This window comes from Variovorax sp. Root434 (assembly GCF_001426595.1).
Classification (GTDB): domain Bacteria; phylum Pseudomonadota; class Gammaproteobacteria; order Burkholderiales; family Burkholderiaceae_C; genus Variovorax.
On the sequence record NZ_LMEK01000007.1, the window covers coordinates 78,039 to 98,851 of the forward strand.

19 protein-coding genes are annotated in these 20,813 nt (G+C 68.4%); 14 read left to right on the forward strand and 5 right to left on the reverse strand.

The annotated features are described in order from the left end of the window. Positions 1 to 5: 5 nt before the first annotated feature. Positions 6 to 584, reverse strand: a complete 579-nt coding sequence (locus tag ASD05_RS08910; RefSeq protein WP_235507914.1) for a hypothetical protein — start codon at positions 582 to 584, stop codon at positions 6 to 8. A 70-nt stretch (positions 585 to 654) separates the two neighbouring features. Beyond that, on the reverse strand, positions 655 to 966 hold the full coding sequence (locus ASD05_RS08915) for a phosphopantetheine-binding protein (RefSeq protein ID WP_007837856.1): 312 nt from the start codon (positions 964 to 966) through the stop codon (positions 655 to 657). Between the two features lie 126 nt (positions 967 to 1,092). Here ASD05_RS08915 and ASD05_RS08920 point away from each other — a divergent pair, with 126 nt between their 5' ends. Further along, positions 1,093 to 2,607 (forward strand): helicase HerA-like domain-containing protein, encoded by a 1,515-nt coding sequence (locus ASD05_RS08920; RefSeq protein ID WP_056590617.1) that lies wholly within the window; start codon positions 1,093 to 1,095, stop codon positions 2,605 to 2,607. 19 nt (positions 2,608 to 2,626) lie between these two features. Here the strand turns inward: ASD05_RS08920 and ASD05_RS08925 are convergent, their stop codons facing one another. Together ASD05_RS08925 and ASD05_RS08930 are read right to left on the reverse strand one after the other, a co-directional pair. Then, positions 2,627 to 3,268, reverse strand: coding sequence for an NrsF family protein (locus tag ASD05_RS08925; protein WP_056590621.1), 642 nt, complete (start codon positions 3,266 to 3,268; stop codon positions 2,627 to 2,629). Continuing rightward, positions 3,265 to 3,855, reverse strand: a complete 591-nt coding sequence (locus ASD05_RS08930) for a sigma-70 family RNA polymerase sigma factor (RefSeq protein ID WP_056590623.1) — start codon at positions 3,853 to 3,855, stop codon at positions 3,265 to 3,267. Before ASD05_RS08930 ends, ASD05_RS08925 begins: the two co-directional genes overlap by 4 nt. Before the next feature lie 112 nt (positions 3,856 to 3,967). Between ASD05_RS08930 and ASD05_RS08935 the strand changes: the two genes are divergently transcribed. From ASD05_RS08935 to ASD05_RS08990, 12 genes are all read left to right on the forward strand, one after another. Then, the gene (locus tag ASD05_RS08935; protein ID WP_007837869.1) at positions 3,968 to 5,278 is read left to right on the forward strand and encodes a GTP cyclohydrolase II; all 1,311 of its coding nucleotides are present in this window, start codon (positions 3,968 to 3,970) and stop codon (positions 5,276 to 5,278) included. Next, a complete protein-coding gene (locus tag ASD05_RS08940) occupies positions 5,275 to 6,684 on the forward strand; it encodes a URC4/urg3 family protein (RefSeq protein ID WP_056590626.1) in 1,410 nt (469 codons plus the stop codon). The genes ASD05_RS08935 and ASD05_RS08940 overlap by 4 nt, the downstream gene beginning before the upstream one ends. Positions 6,685 to 6,719: 35 nt before the next feature. Then, positions 6,720 to 7,349, forward strand: a complete 630-nt coding sequence (upp, locus tag ASD05_RS08945) for a uracil phosphoribosyltransferase (RefSeq protein WP_007837874.1) — start codon at positions 6,720 to 6,722, stop codon at positions 7,347 to 7,349. 151 nt (positions 7,350 to 7,500) lie between these two features. Continuing rightward, positions 7,501 to 8,502, forward strand: a complete 1,002-nt coding sequence (locus ASD05_RS08950; RefSeq protein WP_056590629.1) for a BMP family protein — start codon at positions 7,501 to 7,503, stop codon at positions 8,500 to 8,502. Positions 8,503 to 8,512: 10 nt separating this feature from the next. Next, the gene (locus tag ASD05_RS08955) at positions 8,513 to 11,326 is read left to right on the forward strand and encodes a polysaccharide deacetylase family protein (RefSeq protein WP_056590633.1); all 2,814 of its coding nucleotides are present in this window, start codon (positions 8,513 to 8,515) and stop codon (positions 11,324 to 11,326) included. Next, on the forward strand, positions 11,323 to 12,294 hold the full coding sequence (locus ASD05_RS08960; protein ID WP_200955409.1) for a 5'-methylthioadenosine/S-adenosylhomocysteine nucleosidase: 972 nt from the start codon (positions 11,323 to 11,325) through the stop codon (positions 12,292 to 12,294). Before ASD05_RS08955 ends, ASD05_RS08960 begins: the two co-directional genes overlap by 4 nt. Positions 12,295 to 12,421: 127 nt before the next feature. Continuing rightward, a complete protein-coding gene (locus tag ASD05_RS08965; RefSeq protein ID WP_056590635.1) occupies positions 12,422 to 14,029 on the forward strand; it encodes an ABC transporter ATP-binding protein in 1,608 nt (535 codons plus the stop codon). Further along, a complete protein-coding gene (locus ASD05_RS08970) occupies positions 14,029 to 15,090 on the forward strand; it encodes an ABC transporter permease (RefSeq protein WP_200955411.1) in 1,062 nt (353 codons plus the stop codon). The genes ASD05_RS08965 and ASD05_RS08970 overlap by 1 nt, the downstream gene beginning before the upstream one ends. Positions 15,091 to 15,220: 130 nt before the next feature. Next, positions 15,221 to 16,144, forward strand: a complete 924-nt coding sequence (locus ASD05_RS08975) for an ABC transporter permease (protein ID WP_056590640.1) — start codon at positions 15,221 to 15,223, stop codon at positions 16,142 to 16,144. Continuing rightward, positions 16,144 to 16,608: a hypothetical protein gene (locus ASD05_RS08980; protein ID WP_056590643.1), complete on the forward strand. Its 465-nt coding sequence runs from the start codon at positions 16,144 to 16,146 to the stop codon at positions 16,606 to 16,608. Before ASD05_RS08975 ends, ASD05_RS08980 begins: the two co-directional genes overlap by 1 nt. Before the next feature lie 44 nt (positions 16,609 to 16,652). Continuing rightward, positions 16,653 to 17,939: an amidohydrolase family protein gene (locus ASD05_RS08985; protein WP_056590646.1), complete on the forward strand. Its 1,287-nt coding sequence runs from the start codon at positions 16,653 to 16,655 to the stop codon at positions 17,937 to 17,939. Positions 17,940 to 18,012: 73 nt separating this feature from the next. Beyond that, the gene (locus ASD05_RS08990) at positions 18,013 to 18,897 is read left to right on the forward strand and encodes an alpha/beta hydrolase (RefSeq protein WP_056590649.1); all 885 of its coding nucleotides are present in this window, start codon (positions 18,013 to 18,015) and stop codon (positions 18,895 to 18,897) included. Here the strand turns inward: ASD05_RS08990 and ASD05_RS08995 are convergent. Continuing rightward, complete coding sequence (locus ASD05_RS08995) at positions 18,894 to 19,727, reverse strand: NAD-dependent protein deacetylase (RefSeq protein ID WP_056590652.1); 834 nt, start codon at positions 19,725 to 19,727, stop codon at positions 18,894 to 18,896. The genes ASD05_RS08990 and ASD05_RS08995 overlap by 4 nt on opposite strands. 69 nt (positions 19,728 to 19,796) lie before the next feature. On the opposite strand from ASD05_RS08995, the gene ASD05_RS09000 reads away from it, so the two are divergent. Continuing rightward, positions 19,797 to 20,774, forward strand: coding sequence for a Bug family tripartite tricarboxylate transporter substrate binding protein (locus tag ASD05_RS09000; protein ID WP_056590655.1), 978 nt, complete (start codon positions 19,797 to 19,799; stop codon positions 20,772 to 20,774). Positions 20,775 to 20,813: the final 39 nt, after the last annotated feature.

Genomic DNA, 20,813 nt, shown 5'->3' on the forward strand with positions numbered 1-20,813 from the left:
CTGTGTCATTGGCCGCCGGGGCTGGTGTCCACCGACGATGTGCCATAGAACGCGCGCACCGCATCCACAAGGCGCGTACGTTCGAATTCGGGATGCAGCCGGTAGCGCAGCAGGTGTTCGCCGACGAACAGCAGCGTCACCATGACCGGCGACAGCACATTGGCGAACAGCGACCACTCGGAAAACGGCCGCGTCAGGTAGATGAGGATCGACGCCAGCACCGTCAGCGCGAAGAAGCCGGTCCAGATGCGCGTGAGCTGCGTGGTGTAGGCCAGCATGTGGCCCTTGAGCGGATGCACGCGCTGCGCGAACTGCGTGATCAGCGGCAGGCCGCGGCCGCGCAGTGTCGAGCCGAACCAGCCGCACAAGGCTGCGTTGATGGCCACGTGCTGCAGCACGTACAGCCGGTTGGGATCGCCCGCCTCACCGAGGAAGACGAGCGAAAAACCGCCAATGCCCAGCACGGCCACGGCGGCAAGGCCCCAGCGGCCGAACCAGCTGGCGGCCAGGCCCATGGCGGCGAGCCAGAGCGGGCCGAGCAGCACCACCACCGCCCATGGCTCCGTGGCGTGGAACAGCGTCATCCAGTGAGAGAGGCCGGCATATGCAACCCCCACCACCAACAGGAGTGCTATTCGCCATCGCGACATGTGATCAGGAAGCCACGCGATGCTGGGCGACGTGGGTCGCGAGCGTGCGCAGCGACTGGAAAATCTGCTGGTTGCGTTCGTCGTCCGAACGCAGCTGGAACCCATAGCGACGCGAGACTTCGAGCGCCACTTCGAGGATGTCGATGGAGTCGAGTCCCAGGCCTTCGCCATAGAGCGGTTCGGTCGGCACGATGTCCTCGGGGGCCACTTCGAGATTCAGCGCGCTCACGAGCAGCACGGCCAGCTCTTTTTCGATCGGCGACTGTTCGGAGGCATCGCCAGTGGCGGGAATGGGGGGCTGAGCAGTCGATGACAAAAAAACCTCCTGAAACTTTTTCCTGAACTACCGTGCGGGTCGTGGATTATAGGAGGGCCGCTTAGGGCCTGTTCGCCCTGTGCAAGGGCCCTAGACTACCCGCTTCGATACGACCCGGAGCGCCCCATGGCCGACCCCCTTCTGATCGCACGGCATGACGCCATCGAGTGCAATCTTCTCCCCAGCCTGGCCAACCGCCACGGCCTGATCACCGGTGCCACCGGCACCGGCAAGACCGTCACCCTGCAAACCATCGCGGAGAAGCTCTCCAGCATCGGCGTGCCGGTGTTCATGGCCGACGTCAAGGGCGACCTGACGGGTATCAGCCAAAAGGGCACTATCGGCGACAAGCTGGCCGCCACGCTGAAAGAACGCGGCATCGACCTGCCCGAGCCCTCCGCCTGCCCCGTCACGCTGTGGGACGTGTTCGGCGAACAGGGCCACCCGGTGCGCGCCACCATCTCCGACATGGGTCCGCTGCTGCTGGCCCGCATGCTCGACCTGAACGAAACACAGGCCGGCGTGCTGAACCTGGTGTTCAAGATCGCCGACGACAACGGCCTGCTGCTGCTCGACCTGAAAGACCTGCGCGCCATGCTGCAGTACGTGGGCGAGAACGCGAGCCAGTTCACTACGCAGTACGGCAACATCAGCGCCGCTAGCGTGGGCGCCATCCAGCGCGGCCTGCTGCAGATCGAGACCCAGGGCGGCGACAAGTTCTTCGGCGAGCCGATGCTCAACATCGCCGACTTCATGCAGACCGTGGGCGGCAAGGGGGTCATCAACGTCCTCGCAGCCGACAAGCTCATGAACTCGCCGCGCCTGTACGCCACCTTCCTGCTGTGGATGCTGTCGGAGCTGTTCGAGCAGCTGCCCGAAATCGGCGATCCCGAGCAGCCCAAGCTGGCCTTCTTCTTCGACGAGGCCCACCTGCTGTTCAACGAGGCACCCAAGGCGCTGGTGGAACGCATCGAGCTGGTGGTGCGCCTGGTGCGCTCCAAGGGCGTGGGCGTGTATTTCGTCACGCAGAACCCGCTGGACATTCCCGATACGGTGCTGGCCCAGTTGGGCAACCGCGTGCAGCACGCGCTGCGCGCTTTCACCCCGCGCGACCAGAAGGCCGTGAAGGCGGCCGCCAGCACCATGCGCCAGAAGCCGGGCCTCGACATCGAAACCGCCATCACCGAACTCGCGGTCGGCGAGGCGCTCGTGAGCTTCCTCGACGAAAAGGGCCGTCCGAGCGTGACCGAACGCGTGTTCGTGCTGCCGCCGGGCAGCCAGCTCGGCCCGATCACGCCCGACCAGCGCAAGGCACTGGTCGCCGGCTCGCTGGTCGCGGGCGTCTACGAGAAGACGGTGGACCGCGAATCGGCCTACGAAAAGCTCAAGGGCCGCGCCGAGAGCGCACCCGACGCGCCCGCGGTTGGCACGGGTGGCAAGCCCGCGGCCGAATCGTCCGGCTCCGGCATGGGCGGCATGCTCAACGACATGCTCTTCGGCACCACCGGCCCGCGCGGCGCGAAGCACGACGGGCTGGTGCAGACCATGGCCAAGTCGGCGGTGCGCACGATGGGCACCTCGGTGGGCAAGGAGATCCTGCGCGGGGTGCTGGGCGGGATCTTCGGCAGCAAGAAGCGCTGAGGAGGAAAAACCGGGCCGACTACCAGCGCAGCAGGCGCGGCCCCAGCGCGGCGCCGGCCAGCACAGGCACCGCGATCCCGCTCACGTACCAGACTGCGAGAAACGGCGCGGTGAGTTCCATGCAGTGCAGCGCATAGATCGCGGCACCAACGCCTCCGGCCAGCGCCCCGGCCGCGGCCCCCGCCAGCGCCGGCCGCGTGGGCGCCATCCCCTTGAGCGCCACCAGCGTGGCCGCGAACACCGGCAGCGCCATCAGCCCGATGCTCAGCGCGCAGATGCGCCATGACTGCCCCATCAGCGAGGGCATGCGCTCTTCCATCGGCAGGGTGAACCAGGCGGCCACCGCCAGCGCCCACACCCCGAGCACCGGCACCGCCGCGCCGACCCAGGCGCGCCGCGGCGCCACACCCGGCCGCGCAAGCCGCTCCACGGCCACGAAGCCGGCCGCTGCGATGCACAGCGGAAACAGCACCTTGACCCAGAACATCGGCCAGAACATGGCCTGCACGATGTCGTACCGCACGCCGTACCCGACGAACAGGATCGCGAACGAGAGCGGCAGGCCTATCAGCACCGCCAGCCCGATGCGCCAGCCGGCGCGGCGGCGCGGCGCGGCCACCTCGCCATTCGCAAGCATCGCGACGAGATCGTCAGTCTTCATGCCGCACTTCCCCAATTGCTGCCACACCGGGCCGCCAGCGCCTTGAGCCCGCGGTGGATGCCGACCTTCACGGCCGACTCCGACATGCCGGTCAGGCTCGCGGTTTCCGCCACCGACAGGCCTTCGATCTTCACGTGCACGATCGGGAGGCGCTGGCGCTCGGGCAGGGTTTCGAGCAGGCCGCCGAGGTCGCGCTTCGCATCGCTGGCCTCCTCGGCCGATTCGGTGAACACGGCCAGGTCGTCGTCCAGCGGGTCATGCAGGTCTTCGCGGACCGACTTGGCGCGCAGCAGGTCGATCATCTTGTAGCGCGCAATCGCATGCACCCACGCCGTCAGCGGCTGGTCGCTCTGATAGGTGTGGCGCTGGTTGTGCATGGCGAGCAGGCATTCCTGGACGAGGTCTTCCACTTCATCGGGCCAGCCAAAGAGGCGCTTGCCCAGAAAGGCGCGCAGGTGCGCGCTGAGTCGCTGCAGGAAGTCGCGGTAGGCCTTCGCGTCGCCGTCGAGGCCGCGAAGGAACAGGCTGCGCAGCGCCGCTTCCGCGTCGCTCGGGTTCATCCTGCTGCCTATTGTGTTTCGTGCCATCGGGCCGGCCGGTTACAGCCGCATCGAAAAAAGATTCCGGCTGATTGTGCCCAAGCCACCCGCTTGCAAGCGCCACACGCCATCGGTACATTGTGTTTTTTGAGGGCCTCCAATGTCTGCAGACAGTACAACGATCCCTTCCGTCCCCGGCGGCGTCACGCCCCTCCCCCCGCTCCATCCCTCGACGTCGACCGGCCACATCCGGCTCACCTCGCACGCCGGTGGCTTCGGTGCCCTGCCCATCCAGTGGGGCGCGGCCACCGCCACCGAACGAGGGCCGGTCGTCGGCACCACCACCAAGCGCGCGCACCGCAACGTCATCGGCACGCACAGCGGTTCCTACAGCGTGTACCGCGCACTCGCGGTGGCGGCCGGGGCGCTCAAGCGCGAGCACAAGGCCGACCTGACCAACACCGCGCCGACCGACGTGATCGGCCCGTATCCGCAGTGGAGCGATCCGGGCCGCATCGTGTCGCTCGACCCGTGGGGCGCGCTGGTGGCCGATGTGTTTTCTGCAGAACTCGCGGCGGGCTACGACATCCGCCCGACCATCGCGATCACGAAGGCCCATGTGATCCTGCCCGAGGTGATCGAGGCGCTGCAAAGCGGCCGCCTCAAGGCCGATGGCAAGTTCCTCACCGCCGGCGGCGCAGCGATGGTGACCAAAGCTGCGATCGAACCCGTGTGGTACCTGCCCGAAGTGGCGCGCCGCTTCGGCTGCTCCGAGACCGACCTGCGCCGCACGCTGTTCGAAGAGACTGGCGGCATGTACCCCGAGCTGGTCACGCGCTCCGACCTCGAAGTGTTCCTGCCGCCCATCGGTGGGCAGACGCTCTACATCTTCGGCAATCCGCGCGACCTGGCCAATCCCGACGTGGAACTCACGGCGCGCATTCATGACGAGTGCAACGGCTCCGACGTGTTCGGCTCCGACATCTGCACCTGCCGGCCCTACCTCACGCACGCCATCGAGGAGTGCATCCAGGGTGCGCAGCGCGGCGGCGTCGGCCTGATCGCCTACTCGCGCAAGGAAGGCCGCGCGCTCGGCGAAGTGACCAAGTTCCTGGTCTACAACGCCCGCAAGCGCCAGGTCGGCGGCGACACGGCCGACCAGTATTTCGCGCGCACCGAGTGCGTGGCCGGCGTGCAGGACATGCGCTTCCAGGAGCTGATGCCCGACGTCTTCCACTGGCTCGGCATCAAGAAGATCCATCGGCTCGTGTCCATGAGCAACATGAAGTTCGACGCGATCACCGGCTCGGGCATCGAGATCGGCGAGCGGGTGAACATTCCCGACGAGCTGATTCCGGCGGACGCCCGCGTCGAGATGGACGCGAAGATGGCCGCCGGCTATTTCACGCCCGGTCCGGTGCCGGACGCCGACGAACTCAAGAAGGCCAAAGGCCGGGGACTCGCCGAATGAGCAACAGCCACGACAAATTCGACAACATGCCGGTCGACGGATCGGGCAGCTTGCCGCCGGGCGGCGCGGGCGAGATCGACCCGTCCATCGAATTCACGGCCGACACTGCGCACCCCGCCGGCGCGGCCAGCCTGCTGCGCACCACAGCCGCCATCCGGCAGCGCGCGGGCGCCCTGCTGGCGCGCGCGCGCCGAGGCGAATCGCAGTGGTTCCGCATCGGCGGCGACGACACGCTCGAAGACGCCGCGCGCACCGTCGCGGAGGTCACGCGCGAGCGCTATCCGTGGGACACCATCCCGTACCACAGCCGCTGGCGCCATTTCGAAGCGGGGGGCGTCGACCGGCTGAAGCAGCTGGACGAGTTGCTCGGTCCGCGCATCGATGCACGGCAGCGCGCCCGCGCGCACATCGACCTCGTCCTGGTGAGCGTGCTGCTCGACGCCGGCGCAGGCCCCGACTGGGGCTACACCGAGCCGGCCACGGGCGCGCGCTTCACGCGTTCCGAAGGGCTGGGCGTGGCGAGCTTCCACGCCTTCACCAGCGGGCTTTTTTCGTCGAACCCCGACCATCCCTGCCAGGCCGATGCGGCCGGCCTGCGCGGCCTCGTCACCGACCGGCTCGGCGACGCGTTCCAGGTCAGCGAAGTCAATCCGCTGATGGGCCTCGCGGGCCGCGCGGTGCTGCTGCGCCGGCTTGGCGAAGCGATGAGCGAGCAGCCCGAGACCTTCGGCGAGGACGGCCGCCCCGCCGGCATGTTCGACGCCCTCGTGGCCCCCTTCGGCGCCGCCACGCCGCCCACCGCCGAGATCACTGCGCACCAGATTCTTTCGCTGCTGCTGGAGACGCTCTCGCGCATCTGGCCGGCGGCCAACGCGGTCGACAGCATTGCCGCCGACGGCAGCGACAGCGCAGGCGGCATCGGCTCGGGCGACCCGGCGCTGGCGCTGGGGGACTGCTGGCGGCACAGCGCGGTGCGCGGGCCCGGCCTCACCAACGGCTGGATGCCCTTCCACAAGCTTTCGCAGTGGCTCACGTACTCGCTGCTCGAGCCCTTCGAGTGGGCAGGCGTGAAGGTGCGGCACCTCGACGCGCTCACGGCCCTGCCCGAATACCGCAACGGCGGCCTGCTGATCGACAGCGGCGTGATCGTGCCGAAGGACCCCGCCTTCCTCGAACGCCGCTGGAAGGTGGGCGACGAATTCATCGTCGAATGGCGCGCGCTGACCGTCGCGCTGCTCGACGAGGTGGCGCCGCGCGTGCGCAAGGTGCTCGACCGCACCGAGGAAGAACTGCCGCTGGCCTGCGTTCTGGAAGGCGGCACCTGGGCGGCGGGCCGGGCTCTGGCACAGCGCTTGCGTGACGGTGCTCCGCCTCTGCTGATCGAGAGCGACGGCACTGTCTTCTAGACTCCCGGTTTTCAGCAACGATAGAAAAAATTCCAATGAGCAACGTCCACCTCGTCAACCACCCCCTCGTCCAGCACAAGCTCACCCTGATGCGCCGCAAGGACGCGTCCACCAACAGCTTCCGCCGGCTCCTCAATGAAATCAGCATGCTGATGGCCTATGAGGTCACGCGCGACATGCCGATGCAGGACATCGAGGTCGAGACCCCGCTCGAGACCATGCAGGCCAAGGTCATCGACGGCAAGAAGCTGGTGCTGGTGTCGATCCTGCGTGCCGGCACCGGCATCCTGGACGGCATGCTGACCGTGGTGCCGGGCGCGCGCGTCGGCCACATCGGCCTGTACCGCGACCCCAAGACGCTGACGGCCGTGGAGTACTACTTCAAGATGCCGGGCGAGATGGAAAACCGCGACGTGATCGTGGTCGACCCGATGCTGGCCACCGGCAATTCGGCCGTGGCCGCGGTCGAGCGCCTGAAAGAGCTGAACCCCAAGTCGATCAAGTTCGTCTGCCTGCTGACCTGCCCCGAAGGCGTCGCGACCATGCAGAAGGCCCATCCCGACGTGCCGATCTACACGGCCGCGATCGACCGCGAGCTGAACAGCCACGGGTACATCCTGCCCGGCCTCGGCGACGCGGGCGACCGGATCTTCGGCACGAAGTAAGGCTCGCCCCCAGGCTGCGCGCACTTCGTGTCGCTTCGCCTTCCCCCTACCGGGGGCAACACCAGCGGCCCGGCGAAACCGGTTCCGCGGTGTTCCCCGAACAGATGTGCCATCGAGGCCACGTTTTTTTCATAGACCGAGGAGAAGCACCGTGACAGCACGCCGTCAGTTGATCATTCGTTCCGTCGCCATCGCCGCAGCGCTTGCGGCGGGCGCGCCCGGCCTTGCGCTTGCGCAGGCCAAGCTGAAGGTGGCGGCGGTGTACACCGTGCCTTTCGAGCAGCAATGGGTTGGCCGCATCCACAAGGCGCTGAAGGCGGCCGAGGCGCGCGGCGAGATCGAATACAAGGCCACCGAGAACGTCAGCAACGCCGACTACGAACGTGTGATGCGCGAGTACGCCACCGGCGGCAACCAGCTGATCCTGGGCGAGGTGTTCGGGGTGGAAGCGGCTGCACGCAAAGTGGCCAAGGACTTTCCCAAGGTGGCCTTCCTGATGGGCTCGTCGCTCAAGCCGCAGGCGCCCAACTTCAGCGTGTTCGACAACTACATCCAGGAGCCGGCCTACCTGAGCGGCATGGTCGCGGGCGGCATGACGAAGAGCAACCGCATCGGCATGGTCGGCGGCTTCCCCATTCCCGAGGTCAACCGCCTGATGAACGCCTTCATGGCGGGCGCCAGGGAAACGAACCCCAAGGTCGAGTTCAGCGTGAGCTTCATCAACAGCTGGTTCGATCCGCCGAAAGCCAAGGAAGCAGCCTTCGCCATGATCGACAAAGGCGCCGACGTGATGTACGCCGAGCGCTTCGGCGTCTCGGACGCGGCCAAGGAAAAGGGCAAGCTTGCCATCGGCAACGTGATCGACACGCAGGGCCAGTACCCCGATACGGTGGTCGCCTCCGCCCTGTGGAACTTCGAGCCCGCTGCCGACCGCGCGATCAAGCTCGTGAAGGAAGGCAAGTTCGCGGCCGAGGACTATGGCGTGTACGCACAGATGAAGCACAAGGGCTCCGAGCTCGCGCCGCTGGGCACCTTCGAGAAAAAGGTGCCGGCAGACATCGTCGCCAAGGTGAAGGCCAGGCAGGCCGACATTCTTTCGGGCAAGTTCACGGTGAAGGTGGACGACAGCCAGCCCAAGTCCACCGCAAAGTAGGCATCGTCGAATGCAAATGAATCGTGTGCGGTGGCAAGCCGCAAGCCAGGCCGTGGCTGTCGCGGCCTTGTCGCTCGGCCTCGCCGCGTGCCAGCGTGAGCAACCCGTGGCTGCGGCGGCGCCCGCCGCAGTGGCCGCGACCCCTGCGATGACCGCATCGGCGGCAGCACCTCCGGTGGCCGCGGCGCCGGTCGGCATCCCGCCCCAGCTGCAGGAGCGTGCCGATGCCCTGCTCGCCGCCCACCGGCAGATGATCGTGCTGATGACCGGCGAGCGCACGCTCGACGCGGCCGAGAAGCGCGCGGTCGGCGCGGTTGGGCAACTGCTGTTCCACGACATGCAGGAGCGCCAGCGCGCACTGGTCGCCCAGGCCGGCGAGGACTCCGACCCGGCCACGGTGCCCGCATTGAACGCGCTGCTGGACCGCATCGAAAGCGAGCCGAGCTGGTTCGATGCCGACCGCCTCGCATTCAAGGAATTCCTCGGCGAGCTGAGCACGCGCTACGGCCAGGCGCAGTCGCTGTCCGGCCTCAAGCTCGGTCGCCGCGCGAGCGAAGACCTGGCCGTGCTCGCCGAGATCGAGCAGGCCTACGACCGTGAACTGAAGGACGTGTTCGGCCGCTTCGCGCAGCGCGGCATCGAGCCCAAGCGGGAAAAATGGGCCGACTACGTGGCCAAGCTCCAGGGCATCTATTCGCGCGAGAAGATCCTCAAGGACTTCGGCGCCATCGTCCCCTACACCCAGCCCGCGGGCAGCGCCAAGGAAAGCGCCGCTGATTCGCGCGAGATCTTCGGCACCTCGCTGCCCCCCAAGACCGTGGTGCTGACCTTCGACGACGGCCCGCACGCCAAGCACACGGACGAGATCCTCGAGATCCTCAAGCGCTACGACGCGCCGGCCATCTTCTTCGAGCTCGGCCAGAACCTCGGCAAGCTCGACGCCCAGGGCAAGGCCCAACTCGGCGCCAATGGCGCCGTGGCCAAGCGCGTGCTGGCCGCGGGGCATGTGCTGGCGAACCACAGCTTCAGCCACGGCATGATGGCGAAGATGAGCGACGACGCGGTGCGCACCGAGGCCACCGAGACCGAGGCCTTGCTCGACGTCACCGGCCGCCCGCAATCCACGCTGTTTCGCTTTCCCTACGGCGCGCGCAACGAAGACAAGCTCAGCGCGGTCGAGGCGCTCAAGCTGCGCTCGATGCTGTGGACCGTCGACTCCATGGACTGGGCCGACCCGGTGCCCAAGTCGATCGCCGACCGCGTGCTGGCCGAGGTCGACAAGGCCAAGCGCGGCGTGATCCTGTTCCACGACATCCAGGGCCGCACTGTGCAGGCGCTGCCGACGGTGCTCGACCAACTGGTGGCCGACGGCTACCGCTTCGCCACCTGGCGCGACGGCAAGTTCATCGTCAATGCACCCAAGCGCGCGGCACCGGACGACGGCATTGCCGCCGCCGCTGCCGGCGACACGCTCTACCGCGAAAGCTACGCGCTGGTGATCGGCATCGACAAGTACGCCAAGTGGCCCGGCCTGCATCACGCGGTGCTCGACGGCAAGGCCATGGAACAGGCACTGGTCACGCGCTTCGGCTTCAAGCCCGAGAACGTCACGGCGCTGTACGACGGCGACGCCACGCGCGCCAACATCCTGCGCACACTCAACGACAAGCTGACCGACAGCAAGCGCGTGAAACGCGACGACCGCGTGCTGGTGTTCTTCGCCGGCCACGGCAGCACCCGCAAGCTCGCGAGCGGGCGCGACGTCGGCTACATCATCCCGGTCGATGCATCGCTCGACGACCTGGCAGCCGATGCCATCTCCATGCCGCAGCTGCAGGAAGTGGCCGAAGCGCTGTCGGCCAAGCATGTGCTGTTCATGGTGGATGCCTGCTACTCGGGCCTGGGCCTCACGCGGGGCGGCGGGCCGCGCGGCAGCAAGAACTTCCTGAGCGACAACGCGCGCCGCATCGGCCGCCAGATGATCACCGCCGGCGGCGCCGACCAGCAGGTGGCCGACGACGGCCCCGGCGGCCATTCGGTGTTCACCTGGACGGTGCTGCAGGCGCTGTCGGGCAAGGCCGACCTCAATGGCGACGGCGTCATCACCGGCACCGAGCTCGCGGCCTACGTGGCGCCTGCCGTCTCGGCCATCGCGCGGCAGACGCCGGCCTTCGGCAGCCTGCCGGGCTCGGAGGGCGGTGAGTTTGTGTTTGCACTGCCGACCGAGCGCGAAGGCCTCAGCGGCGACGTTGTGCAGCTCGATGCCGCGGCCAGCCAGGTCAACAAGCGCATCGACGAGGCCAACGAGCAGGCCGTGCATGCCGCCGCCGCAACGCCCAAGGCCGCCGCGGCTATCGAGGTGGTGGTGAAGAACCTGGACGGCGCCGAAGCCAAGCTGACGATGCCGGCCGCCGCGCCGGTGCCGCCGCGCGTGGCGGCCCAGCGCGCCAACGACCGCGGGCTGCAGCTGTACCGCGAGCGCCGCTACGACGAGGCCGAGGCCGCCTTCACCGAAGCGCTCAAGCAGCAGCCGCGCTTCGCGCTGGCGGCCAACAACCTCGGCTTCCTGTACTTCAAGCGCGGCAAGCCGGTCGAGGCTGCGCGCTGGTTCGAGCAGGCCATCGACATGGACGGCAGCCGCGCCCTCGCCTACCTGAACCTCGGCGATGCGCAGCTGCAGGCCGGCAACGACGCCAAGGCGCTCGCCGCCTACACCACCTTCGTCGGCCTGGCGCCGAAGCACCCGCGCGTTCCGGCGCTGCAGGCCTGGATCGCCGCGCCCGATGCCGCGCATCGCCCTGCACTACCACCCACCAACTCATGACGACCCACCACACTTCATTGCTGCAACGCCTGCGGGGTCCGGTGCTTGCCGCCACGCTCGGCCTCGTGCTCTCGGGTTGCGTCGGCGTCTACAGGTCGCCCGATGTCGTCAGTACCAACAGCAGCACGCGCCTGGACGACACGCCGCGCATCGCAGTGCTCTCGGCCTTCGAACCCGAGCTCAAGCTGCTGCTGACGCGCCTGCAAGGCCCGGTGAAGCACAGCGTGAATGGCGTGGAATTCACCACCGGCACACTCGAAGGCAAGCCCGTGGTGCTGTTCCTGTCGGGCATCAGCATGACGAACGCGACGATGAACACACAGCTCGTGCTCGACCGATTCCGTGTCACGAACATCGTGTTCAGCGGTATCGCGGGCGGCGTGAATCCGTCGTTGCACGTCGGCGACGTCACGGTGCCGGCCCAGTGGGGCCAGTACCTCGAAGTGCTGATGGCGCGCGAAACCGCGCCCGGCAAGTTCACGGCGCCGCCCTTCATCACCGACGCCACACTGCCGAACTTCGGCATGATGCATCCGCGCCCAGTGGAGGTGCGCTCGGCGGCGCATCCGCAGATCGTGCGCAAGTTCTGGTTCGAGGCCGACCCGAAAATGCTCGACGTGGCGCGCGGCATCCGCAGCGTAGACCTTGCCAACTGCAGCGCCGGCAAGTGCCTGCCGCGCAAGCCGCAGCTGGTGGTCGGCGGCAACGGCGTCTCGGGCCAGGCCTTCATGGACAACAAGGCCTACCGCGAATACACCTACAAGACCTTCCAGGCCAACGTGCTCGACATGGAAACCGCGGCCGTGGGCATGGTCGCCTATGCCAATGGCGTGCCCTACATCGCCTTCCGCTCGCTCAGCGACCTCGCGGGCGGCGGCGACGGCGAGAACGAGATGGGCACCTTCATGGGCATTGCGGCGGACAACTCCGCAAAGGTCATGCTGGCGTTCCTCGCTGCGTGGAAGTGATCCCGCGTCCTCTCCCCGGGGAGGGTCGGGGTGGGGGCACGCGGCGCTCGATCGATCGCGGGGGTCTGGCAGGCGCCGCTTGCCCCCATCCCAGCCTTCCCCCGAAAGGGGAAGGAGCAAGACCTTCATGAACACCACGACCGTTCTCCGCCTCCAGGGCATCACCAAGCGCTTCGGTTCCCTTGTCGCGAACGACGCCATCTCCCTCGACCTGCAGGCGGGCGAGGTGCTCGCGCTGCTTGGCGAGAACGGCGCCGGCAAGTCGACGCTGATGTCCATCCTGTTCGGCCACTACGTCGCCGACGAAGGCAGCATCGAAGTCTTCGGTGCACCGCTGCCGGCGGGCAACCCGAAGGCGGCGCTCGCAGCCGGCGTGGGCATGGTGCACCAGCATTTCACGCTGGCCGACAACCTCAGCGTGCTCGACAACGTGATGATGGGCACCGAGCCGCTGTGGCACCCGGTGTCGCGCCGCGCCGCCGCACGCACCAGGCTGCTCGAGGTGGCCCGGCGCTTCGGCCTGCCGGTGCAGCCTGATGCGCAGATCGGCAGCCTCTCGGTCGGCGAGCGCCAGCGCGTGGAAATCCTCAAGGCGCTGTACCGCGGCGCGCGCATCCTGATCCTCGACGAGCCGACCGCCGTGCTCACGCCGCAGGAAAGCGAGGCGTTGTTCGCCACGCTCGCGCAGATGGTGGCGCAGGGCCTGTCGGTGATCTTCATCAGCCACAAGCTCGGCGAGGTGCTGCGCGTGTCGCACCGCATTGCCGTGCTGCGCGGCGGCAAGCTGGTGGCGCAGGCGCGCACCGCCGACACCACGCAGGCGCAGCTCGCGCTGTGGATGGTCGGGCATGCGGTCGAGGCGCCGCAACGGCGGCCGGCCAAGTCAGTGGGCGATGCGGTCTGTGTGCTCGATCACGTGAGCACCGCATCGGACAAGGACGGCGCGCAGGACCATTCGGCCGGCCTTCGCGAGGTATCGCTGACGCTGCGCGCCGGCGAGATCACCGCCATTGCGGGCGTCTCCGGCAACGGCCAGGTGGCGCTCGCCGAGTTGCTGAGCGGCACGCGCCGCGCAACGGCCGGCACGGCGCAGTTGATGGGACGCGCATTGCCGCCCTCGCCCGCCCGGCTGGTGCAGCGCGGCGTTGCGCGCATTCCGGAAGACCGGCATGCCGTCGGCGTGGTCGGCGATCTGCCGGTCTGGGAGAACGCGGTATCGGAACGGCTGCGCAGTCCGGTGTTCTCGCGCTGGTCGTGGCTCGTGAAACGCACCGCCGCCCGGCTGCATGCGCGGCGCATCGAGAAGGCATTCGACGTGCGCGGCGCCGGCCTGATGGCGCCGGCCCGTTCGCTCTCCGGCGGGAATATGCAGAAACTGATCCTGGGGCGTGCACTGCTCCCGCCTGAGCAGCCCGAAGCTGCCAAAGGCGACGACAACAGGAAGCATCCGAACCGCGCACCGCGCCTGATCGTCGCGCACCAGCCGACCTGGGGTCTCGACATCGGCGCGGTGGCCTATGTGCAGCAGCAACTGATTGCGGCGCGCGACGCAGGCGCGGCCGTGCTGCTGATCTCCGATGACCTCGACGAAGTGCTCGCGCTCGGCGACCGCGTGGCCGTGATGCATGGCGGCCACCTGGGCGAAGCCCGTCCGGCCGCCGCGTGGACGCGCGAGGCCATCGGGCTGGCCATGGCCGGCGCGACGGCGCCTCCATCCAAAGGAGCCGCAACATGATGCGGGTCGAACGACGCCACGAGACCTCGCGCGCCTCGCTGGTGCTTGCCCCCATCGGCGCGGTCGTCTTCACCATGGCGGTCAGTGCGCTGCTGGTGCTGTGGGCCGGCGCTCCGGTCGGTCGCACCTATGCGCTGCTGCTCCAGGGCGGCTTCGGCTCGGTGTTCGCGTGGAGCGAGACGCTGACGCGCGCGATCCCGCTGATCCTCACCGGGCTGGCGGCCACGGTCGCATTCAAGGCGCGGCTGTTCAACATCGGCGCCGAGGGCCAGCTTTACGCGGGTGCACTGGCCGCCGTGGCGGTGGGCGGTATGCATGGCGGCACCGGGTTCGAGCTGTCGCCTTGGCTGCTGTTTCCGCTGATGATGCTGGCGGCAGCAGCGGCCGGCGCGCTGATGCTGCTGGGCCCGGCGCTGATGAAGAACAAGCTCGGCGTGGACGAGGTCGTCACCACGCTGCTGATCAACTTCATCGTTCTGCTCGGCGTCTCGGCGCTGCTCGACGGGCCGATGAAAGACCCGAGCGCCATGGGCTGGCCGCAGAGCGTGTCGCTGCAGTCCGACCTCGAACTGGGCAAGCTCGTCGCGCAGACGCGCGTGCACACCGGACTGCTGTGGGCCGTGTCGCTCGCCGTGACGGTGTGGGCTGTCTTCAAGTACACGGTGCTGGGTTTCGACATTCGCGCCGTGGGTGCGAATGCGCGCGCCGCGGCCTTCACCGGCGTGCCGGTGACGCGCACCGTGGTGATGGTGGCGCTGCTCTCGGGCGCGCTGGCCGGGCTGGCGGGCGCGATCGAGGTGGCGGGCCGCACGAGCTACGTCACGCTCGACATGTCGCCGGGCTACGGCTACACGGGCATCGTGATCGCGATGCTGGCGGGGCTGCATCCGCTGGGCGTGATCGCAGCCGGCGTGTTCGTGGCGGGCGTGCTGGTCGGCGCCGACACCATGAGCCGCGCGGTCGGCGTACCGACCTACATTGCGGACGTGATCGTCGCGGCCTCGCTGATCGCGGTGCTGGTGGCAACGCTGCTGACGCAATACCGGGTGCGATTCAAATGACAGCATGTCCCACTCCGGTCTTGCCCCTTCCCCTTCCGGGGGAAGGCTGGGATGGGGGCGTCGGCCTCCCCTTCGAGCGCCGCGTGCCCCCACCCCAACCCTCCCCAAAAGGTGGAGGGAGAAACTATCCATGACCGACCTCCTCGACATCCTCGCCAACCCGGCCTTCTGGGTCGCGGTGCTGCGCATCGCCACGCCGCTGATTCTCGGCACGCTCGGCGTGCTGCTGTGCGAGCGCGCAGGCGTGCTCAACCTCGGCATCGAAGGAATCATGGTCGCGGGCGCCTTCACCGGCTGGCTCGCGGTGTATGCAGGCGCGCCGCTGTGGGTGGGCGTGGGCGTGGCCGCGCTGACGGGCCTGGTGTTCGGGCTGCTGCACGCCTTTCTCACCGTAGGCCTGGCGCTCTCGCAGCATGTCTCGGGGCTGGGCATCACGCTGCTTGCGACCGCGCTCAGCTACTTCGGCTACCGCGTGAGCTTTCCGAAGGTCAACACACCGCCGACCATCACGCCCTTTGCGCCGATGGACTGGCTGCCCATCCCGATCCTCAATGCCCAGACCGCGCTCACGCTGTTCGCGCTGCTGCTGCTGCCCATCATCGGCTGGGTGCTGTACCGCACCCCGCTCGGCCTCGCGTTGCGCATGGTCGGCGAGAACCCGCAGGCGGCCGAGAGCCAGGGCGTGTCGGTCGCGGCCACGCGCACCGGCGCCATCGTCGCGGGCTCGGCGCTGATGGGGGTGGCGGGCTCGTTCCTCACGCTGTCTGCCTTCAACGCCTTCTTCTTCAACATGGTGAACGGCCGCGGCTGGATCTGCGTGGCGCTGGTGGTGTTCGCCTCGTGGCGTCCGGGCAAGGCGCTGGTCGGCGCGCTGCTGTTCGCGTTCTTCGACGCGCTGCAGCTGCGGCTGCAACAATCGGGCGATGCCGTGCTGCCCTACCAGCTGTACCTGATGCTGCCGTACCTGCTGTCGATCCTGGCGCTGGTGCTGGTGGCGCGCAAGGCCAGCTATCCGCAGGCGCTGATGAAACCGTATCGCAAGGGGGAACGCTGATGACCACCAGGACCGCCACCGCCATGCGAGGCGCACTGCTAGCGGCATTGCTGACACTGGGTGGCAAAGGGGCTCATGCGCTGGGCATGAACTACGGCTACGAGGCCTTCAGCACGGCCGACGCCGTGACCTGGGTGCAGATGTGCGGCACCTGGGGCAAGGACCACCACGGCACCTACCGCGTCGTGCACGCCGAGCAATACGCGCAGTCCTTCCTCTACGTGCAGTGGATGACGCGCGACGCCAACGGCAGCCTGCGCGCAGAGCACACGGTGGCGATCGCTGAACTCGACAACGACCACGCCGAAATCTCGCTGTCCGACCTCACCTGCCGCGCCACGCCGCGCGGCATCGTGGTGACGGCCAAGGCCGATTCGGGGCACGATGAGAAGCTGCGCCGAGTGACCATCGAGGTCGGGCCGGCGCCGGGGCAGTACCGGTATCGGGCGCAGAACACGCGCTGAAGTGCCGGCGCTCGATCGAAACAGAACACGCAAAGGCCGCCACGATGCTCGACCTACTCATCACCAACGCCGCCCTCCCCGATGGCCGCACCGGCATGTCGATCGCCGTGCAGGGCGGGCGCATCGCCGAAGTCACCGCGGGCCTCGACGCACCGGCGCACGAGAAGCTCGATGCGCAGGGCCTCCTGCTCGCGCCCCATTTCGTCGACCCGCACTTCCACATGGACGCTACGCTGAGCTACGGCCTGCCGCGCGTCAACGAGAGCGGCACGCTGCTCGAAGGCATCGCGCTGTGGGGCGAGCTGAAGCCGCTGCTCACGGCCGACGCGCTCATCGAGCGCGCCCTGGCCTACTGCGACTGGGCCGTGGCCAAGGGGCTGCTGGCCATTCGCTCTCACGTCGACACCAGCGATCCGAGCCTGCTCGCAGTCGATGCGCTGCTCGAAGTCAAGCGCAAGGTGGCGCCCTACCTCGACCTGCAGCTGGTCGCCTTCCCGCAGGACGGGGTGCTGCGCTCGCACGGCGGCGTCGGAAACCTGGAGCGCGCGCTCGACAAGGGCGTGGACGTGGTCGGCGGCATTCCGCATTTCGAGCGCACCATGGCCGATGGCGCGGCCAGCGTGAAGCTTCTGTGCGAGATCGCCGCCCAGCGCGGCAAGCTGGTCGACATGCATTGCGACGAGTCGGACGACCCGCTCTCGCGCCACATCGAGACGCTGGCCTTCGAGGCGCAGCGCCTCGGCATGCAGGGCCGCGTGACGGGCTCGCACTGTACGTCGATGCACTCGATGGACAACTACTACGTGAGCAAGCTGCTGCCGCTGATCGCGCAGAGCGGCGTGGCCGTCGTCGCCAATCCGCTCATCAACATTACGCTGCAGGGCCGCCACGACACCTACCCCAAGCGCCGCGGCATGACGCGCGTGCCCGAGCTGATGGCCGCCGGCGTGAACGTCGCCTTCGGCCACGACTGCGTGATGGACCCGTGGTACGGCATGGGCTCGGGCGACATGCTCGAAGTGGCGCACATGGGCCTGCACGTGGCGCAGATGACGAGCCAGGACGGCATCCGCCAGTGCTTCGAAGCGGTGACGACCAATGCCGCGCGCGTGATGCACCTGCAGGGCTACGGCATCGAGGTCGGCTGCGACGCGAGCTTCGTGCTGCTGCAGGCGCGCGATGCGGTCGAGGCGATCCGGCTGCGCGCCGCGCGGCTCAAGGTGTTCCGCAAGGGCCGTCTGCTGGCCGAAACGCCTGCCGCCACGGCCAGCCTGCACCTCCCGGGCCGGGATGCATCGACGAGTTGGATGGCGCCGAAGCACGCCGGCTGAGCGCGGCGGTCAGCCCGGCAACAGGGCTGCAGCGCGAAAATCCGGCCTTCATCGGTTCACCAGGAGCCCTCTCATGAAACGTCTTGCACGGATCTGCGCGGCCTGGCTGCTGGCGCTGGCGTTCTCGCCGGCCATCGCGCAGCAACCCGGCGGCGAAACGGCCACGCCGCCCGCCGGCGTGCGCCTGCTGGCCAACCAGCCCTACGGCCCCGATCCGCGCCAGCGCATGGACGTCTACCTGCCGCCGAACGTGCAGCAAGGTGCGCCGGTGCTCGTGATGGTCCACGGCGGGGCCTGGATGTTCGGCGACAAGGCGGCCGCGTCGGTGGTGAACCAGAAGATCGAACACTGGGTGCGCGGACAAGGCTTCATCCTCGTTTCGGTGAGCTACCGCTTCGTGCCGCAGGTCGACGTGATGCAGCAGGCGCAGGACGTGGCGCGTGCCATCGCCACCGCGCAGGCGAGCGCGTCGTCGTGGGGCGGCGACGCCGGCCGCTTCGTGCTCATGGGCCATTCGGCCGGCGCGCACCTTGTCGCATTGCTCAGCGCATCGCTTTCCATCGCCCGGCGGCAAGGTGCCCGCCCCTGGCTCGGCGCCGTGGCACTCGACAGCGCCGCGCTCGACACGGTCGGACTGATGCGGCGCCGCCACATGCCCTTCTACGACCGCGTGTTCGGCAACGATCCCGCCTTCTGGCGCACCGTGTCGCCTACCGATGCCCTTGCGCCCGGCGCGCCGCCGATGCTGCTGGTGTGCTCCACCCAGCGCCGCGACGGCTCGTGCACGCAGGCCCGGCAGTTCGCGGTGCGCATCGCCGCAACCGGTGGCCGTGCGGAAGTGGCGCCGGAAGATCTTTCGCATGCACAGATCAATTCCGAACTGGGGCTGCCCGGCGCCTACACCGCGGAGGTGGATGCCTTCGTCCGCTCCCTGATCAGCACGTCCAGCCGGAGCTAGGCAAGCTGCTGCGCCAGCGCCGTCAGCGCCTCGCCGACGGGGCGCTCGACCTTCAGCGAAAGCAGCGCGTCGGCCCGCGTGCGCCCCAGGTTCACCGCCGCCACCGGCTTGCCCGCCGCGGCCGCCGCCTGCACGAAGCGGAAGCCCGAATAGACCATCAGCGACGAGCCGGCCACGAGCACCGCGTCGGCCTCTTCCAGCGCGGCGAAGGCGGCGGTGACGCGCTCCTTCGGCACGCTCTCGCCGAAGAACACCACGTCGGGCTTGAGCAGGCCGCCGCAGTGCGAGCAGGCGGGCACGTCGAAGTTGGAGAAATCGCGGCCTTCGAGGTCGGCGTCGCCGTCCGGCGCGGCGCGGGCTTCCAGTTCGGCCCAGCGCGGATTGCGGCGCCGCAGTTCGAGCTGCAGTTCTGCGCGCGGCGTGCGCCGCTCGCAGCCCATACAGCGCACGGTGTCGATGCGCCCATGCAGGTCGATGGCGCCCTGGCTGCCGGCTGCTTCATGCAGGCCATCGACGTTCTGCGTGAGCAGCAGGCCCACGCGGCCCGCGTCTCCGAGCCGTGCCAATGCGCGGTGCGCTGCGCCGGGCCGTGCTCCCGCCATGGTCGGCCAGCCGATCAGGCTGCGCGCCCAGTAGCGCTTTCGCGTGGATTCCTCGCCCATGAAGGCCTGGTAGGTGACGGGTGACGGGCGCTTCCATTCGCCATCCACGTCGCGGTAGTCGGGTATGCCCGAATCGGTGCTGCAGCCCGCGCCGGTGAGCACGAAGAGCTTGCGGTGGCGTGTGGCGAAGTCGGCGAGCGCATCGTGCGCGGCTGGGGTGGAGGGCATGCGGCCAGCATAAGCCGGCGGCCCGATTCCTGCTAAAGGCCTCATTCTTATCCGTCAGCGGAGAACGCCATGCCACACCTTCATCCCACGCGCCGCGGCGCGCTGCAGATTCTTGCCGCAGGCGTCGCCTCGGCCGCCCTTCCCGCCTTCGCCCAATGGCCCGACAGGGCGATCAAGATCATCGTGACCTTTCCGCCGGGCGGCTCCAGCGACGTGCTGGCGCGCGTGATGGCCGAGCAGCTCGCGAAGAAGCTCGGGCAGCCCGTGGTGGTCGACAACAAGCCGGGTGCCGGCGGCACCATCGGCGGCGCGCAGGTGGCGGCGTCGCCGGCCGATGGCTACACGCTGATGCTCTCGAACACCACGCCGATCGCGCTCGGACCGTTCACGCTCGACAAGCTGCCCTACGACCCGGTGACGGGCTTCACGCACGTGGCCTACCTGGGCGCGGCGCCACTGGTGATCATGGCGAGCAAGCAGTCGGGCCTGAAGAGCTATGCCGACCTGGAGGCGATGGCACGCAAGGAAGGCCGCCTGGACTTCGGCTCGGGCGGCCCGGGCTCCATCGGTCACATCCACGGCGAGCTGCTGAAGAAGATCACCGGGCTCAACATGGTGCACGTGCCCTATCGCGGCGGTGCACCGATGAGCACCGACCTGATCGCCAACACCATTCCGGTGGGCATCGACGTCATCACCTCGTACGTGCCCTTCTTCAAGGGTGGCCAGCTGGTGCCGCTCGCGGTGACGGGCGCGCAGCGCTCGCCGCTGATGCCCGATGTGCCGACGATGGTCGAGCTGCATCAGCCGAAGCTGGTGCTCGAGAACTTCTTCGGCCTGTCGGGCCCCGCCAAGCTGCCGGCGGACGTTGTGACCCGGCTCAACGCCGCCTGCAACGAAGTGCTGGTCATGCCCGAAATCCAGAAGAAGCTGACCGAGCTGGGCATCGTCGCCAAGCCGGAATCGGTGGCCGCGTTCAACGGCTTCGTCAAGGAACAGGTCGATGTGCTGGGGCCGACGGTCAAGGCCGCCGGCATCAAGCTCTAGAGCAGAGTTCGGTGTTGTTCGTCAGGCTCATGGGCTGTG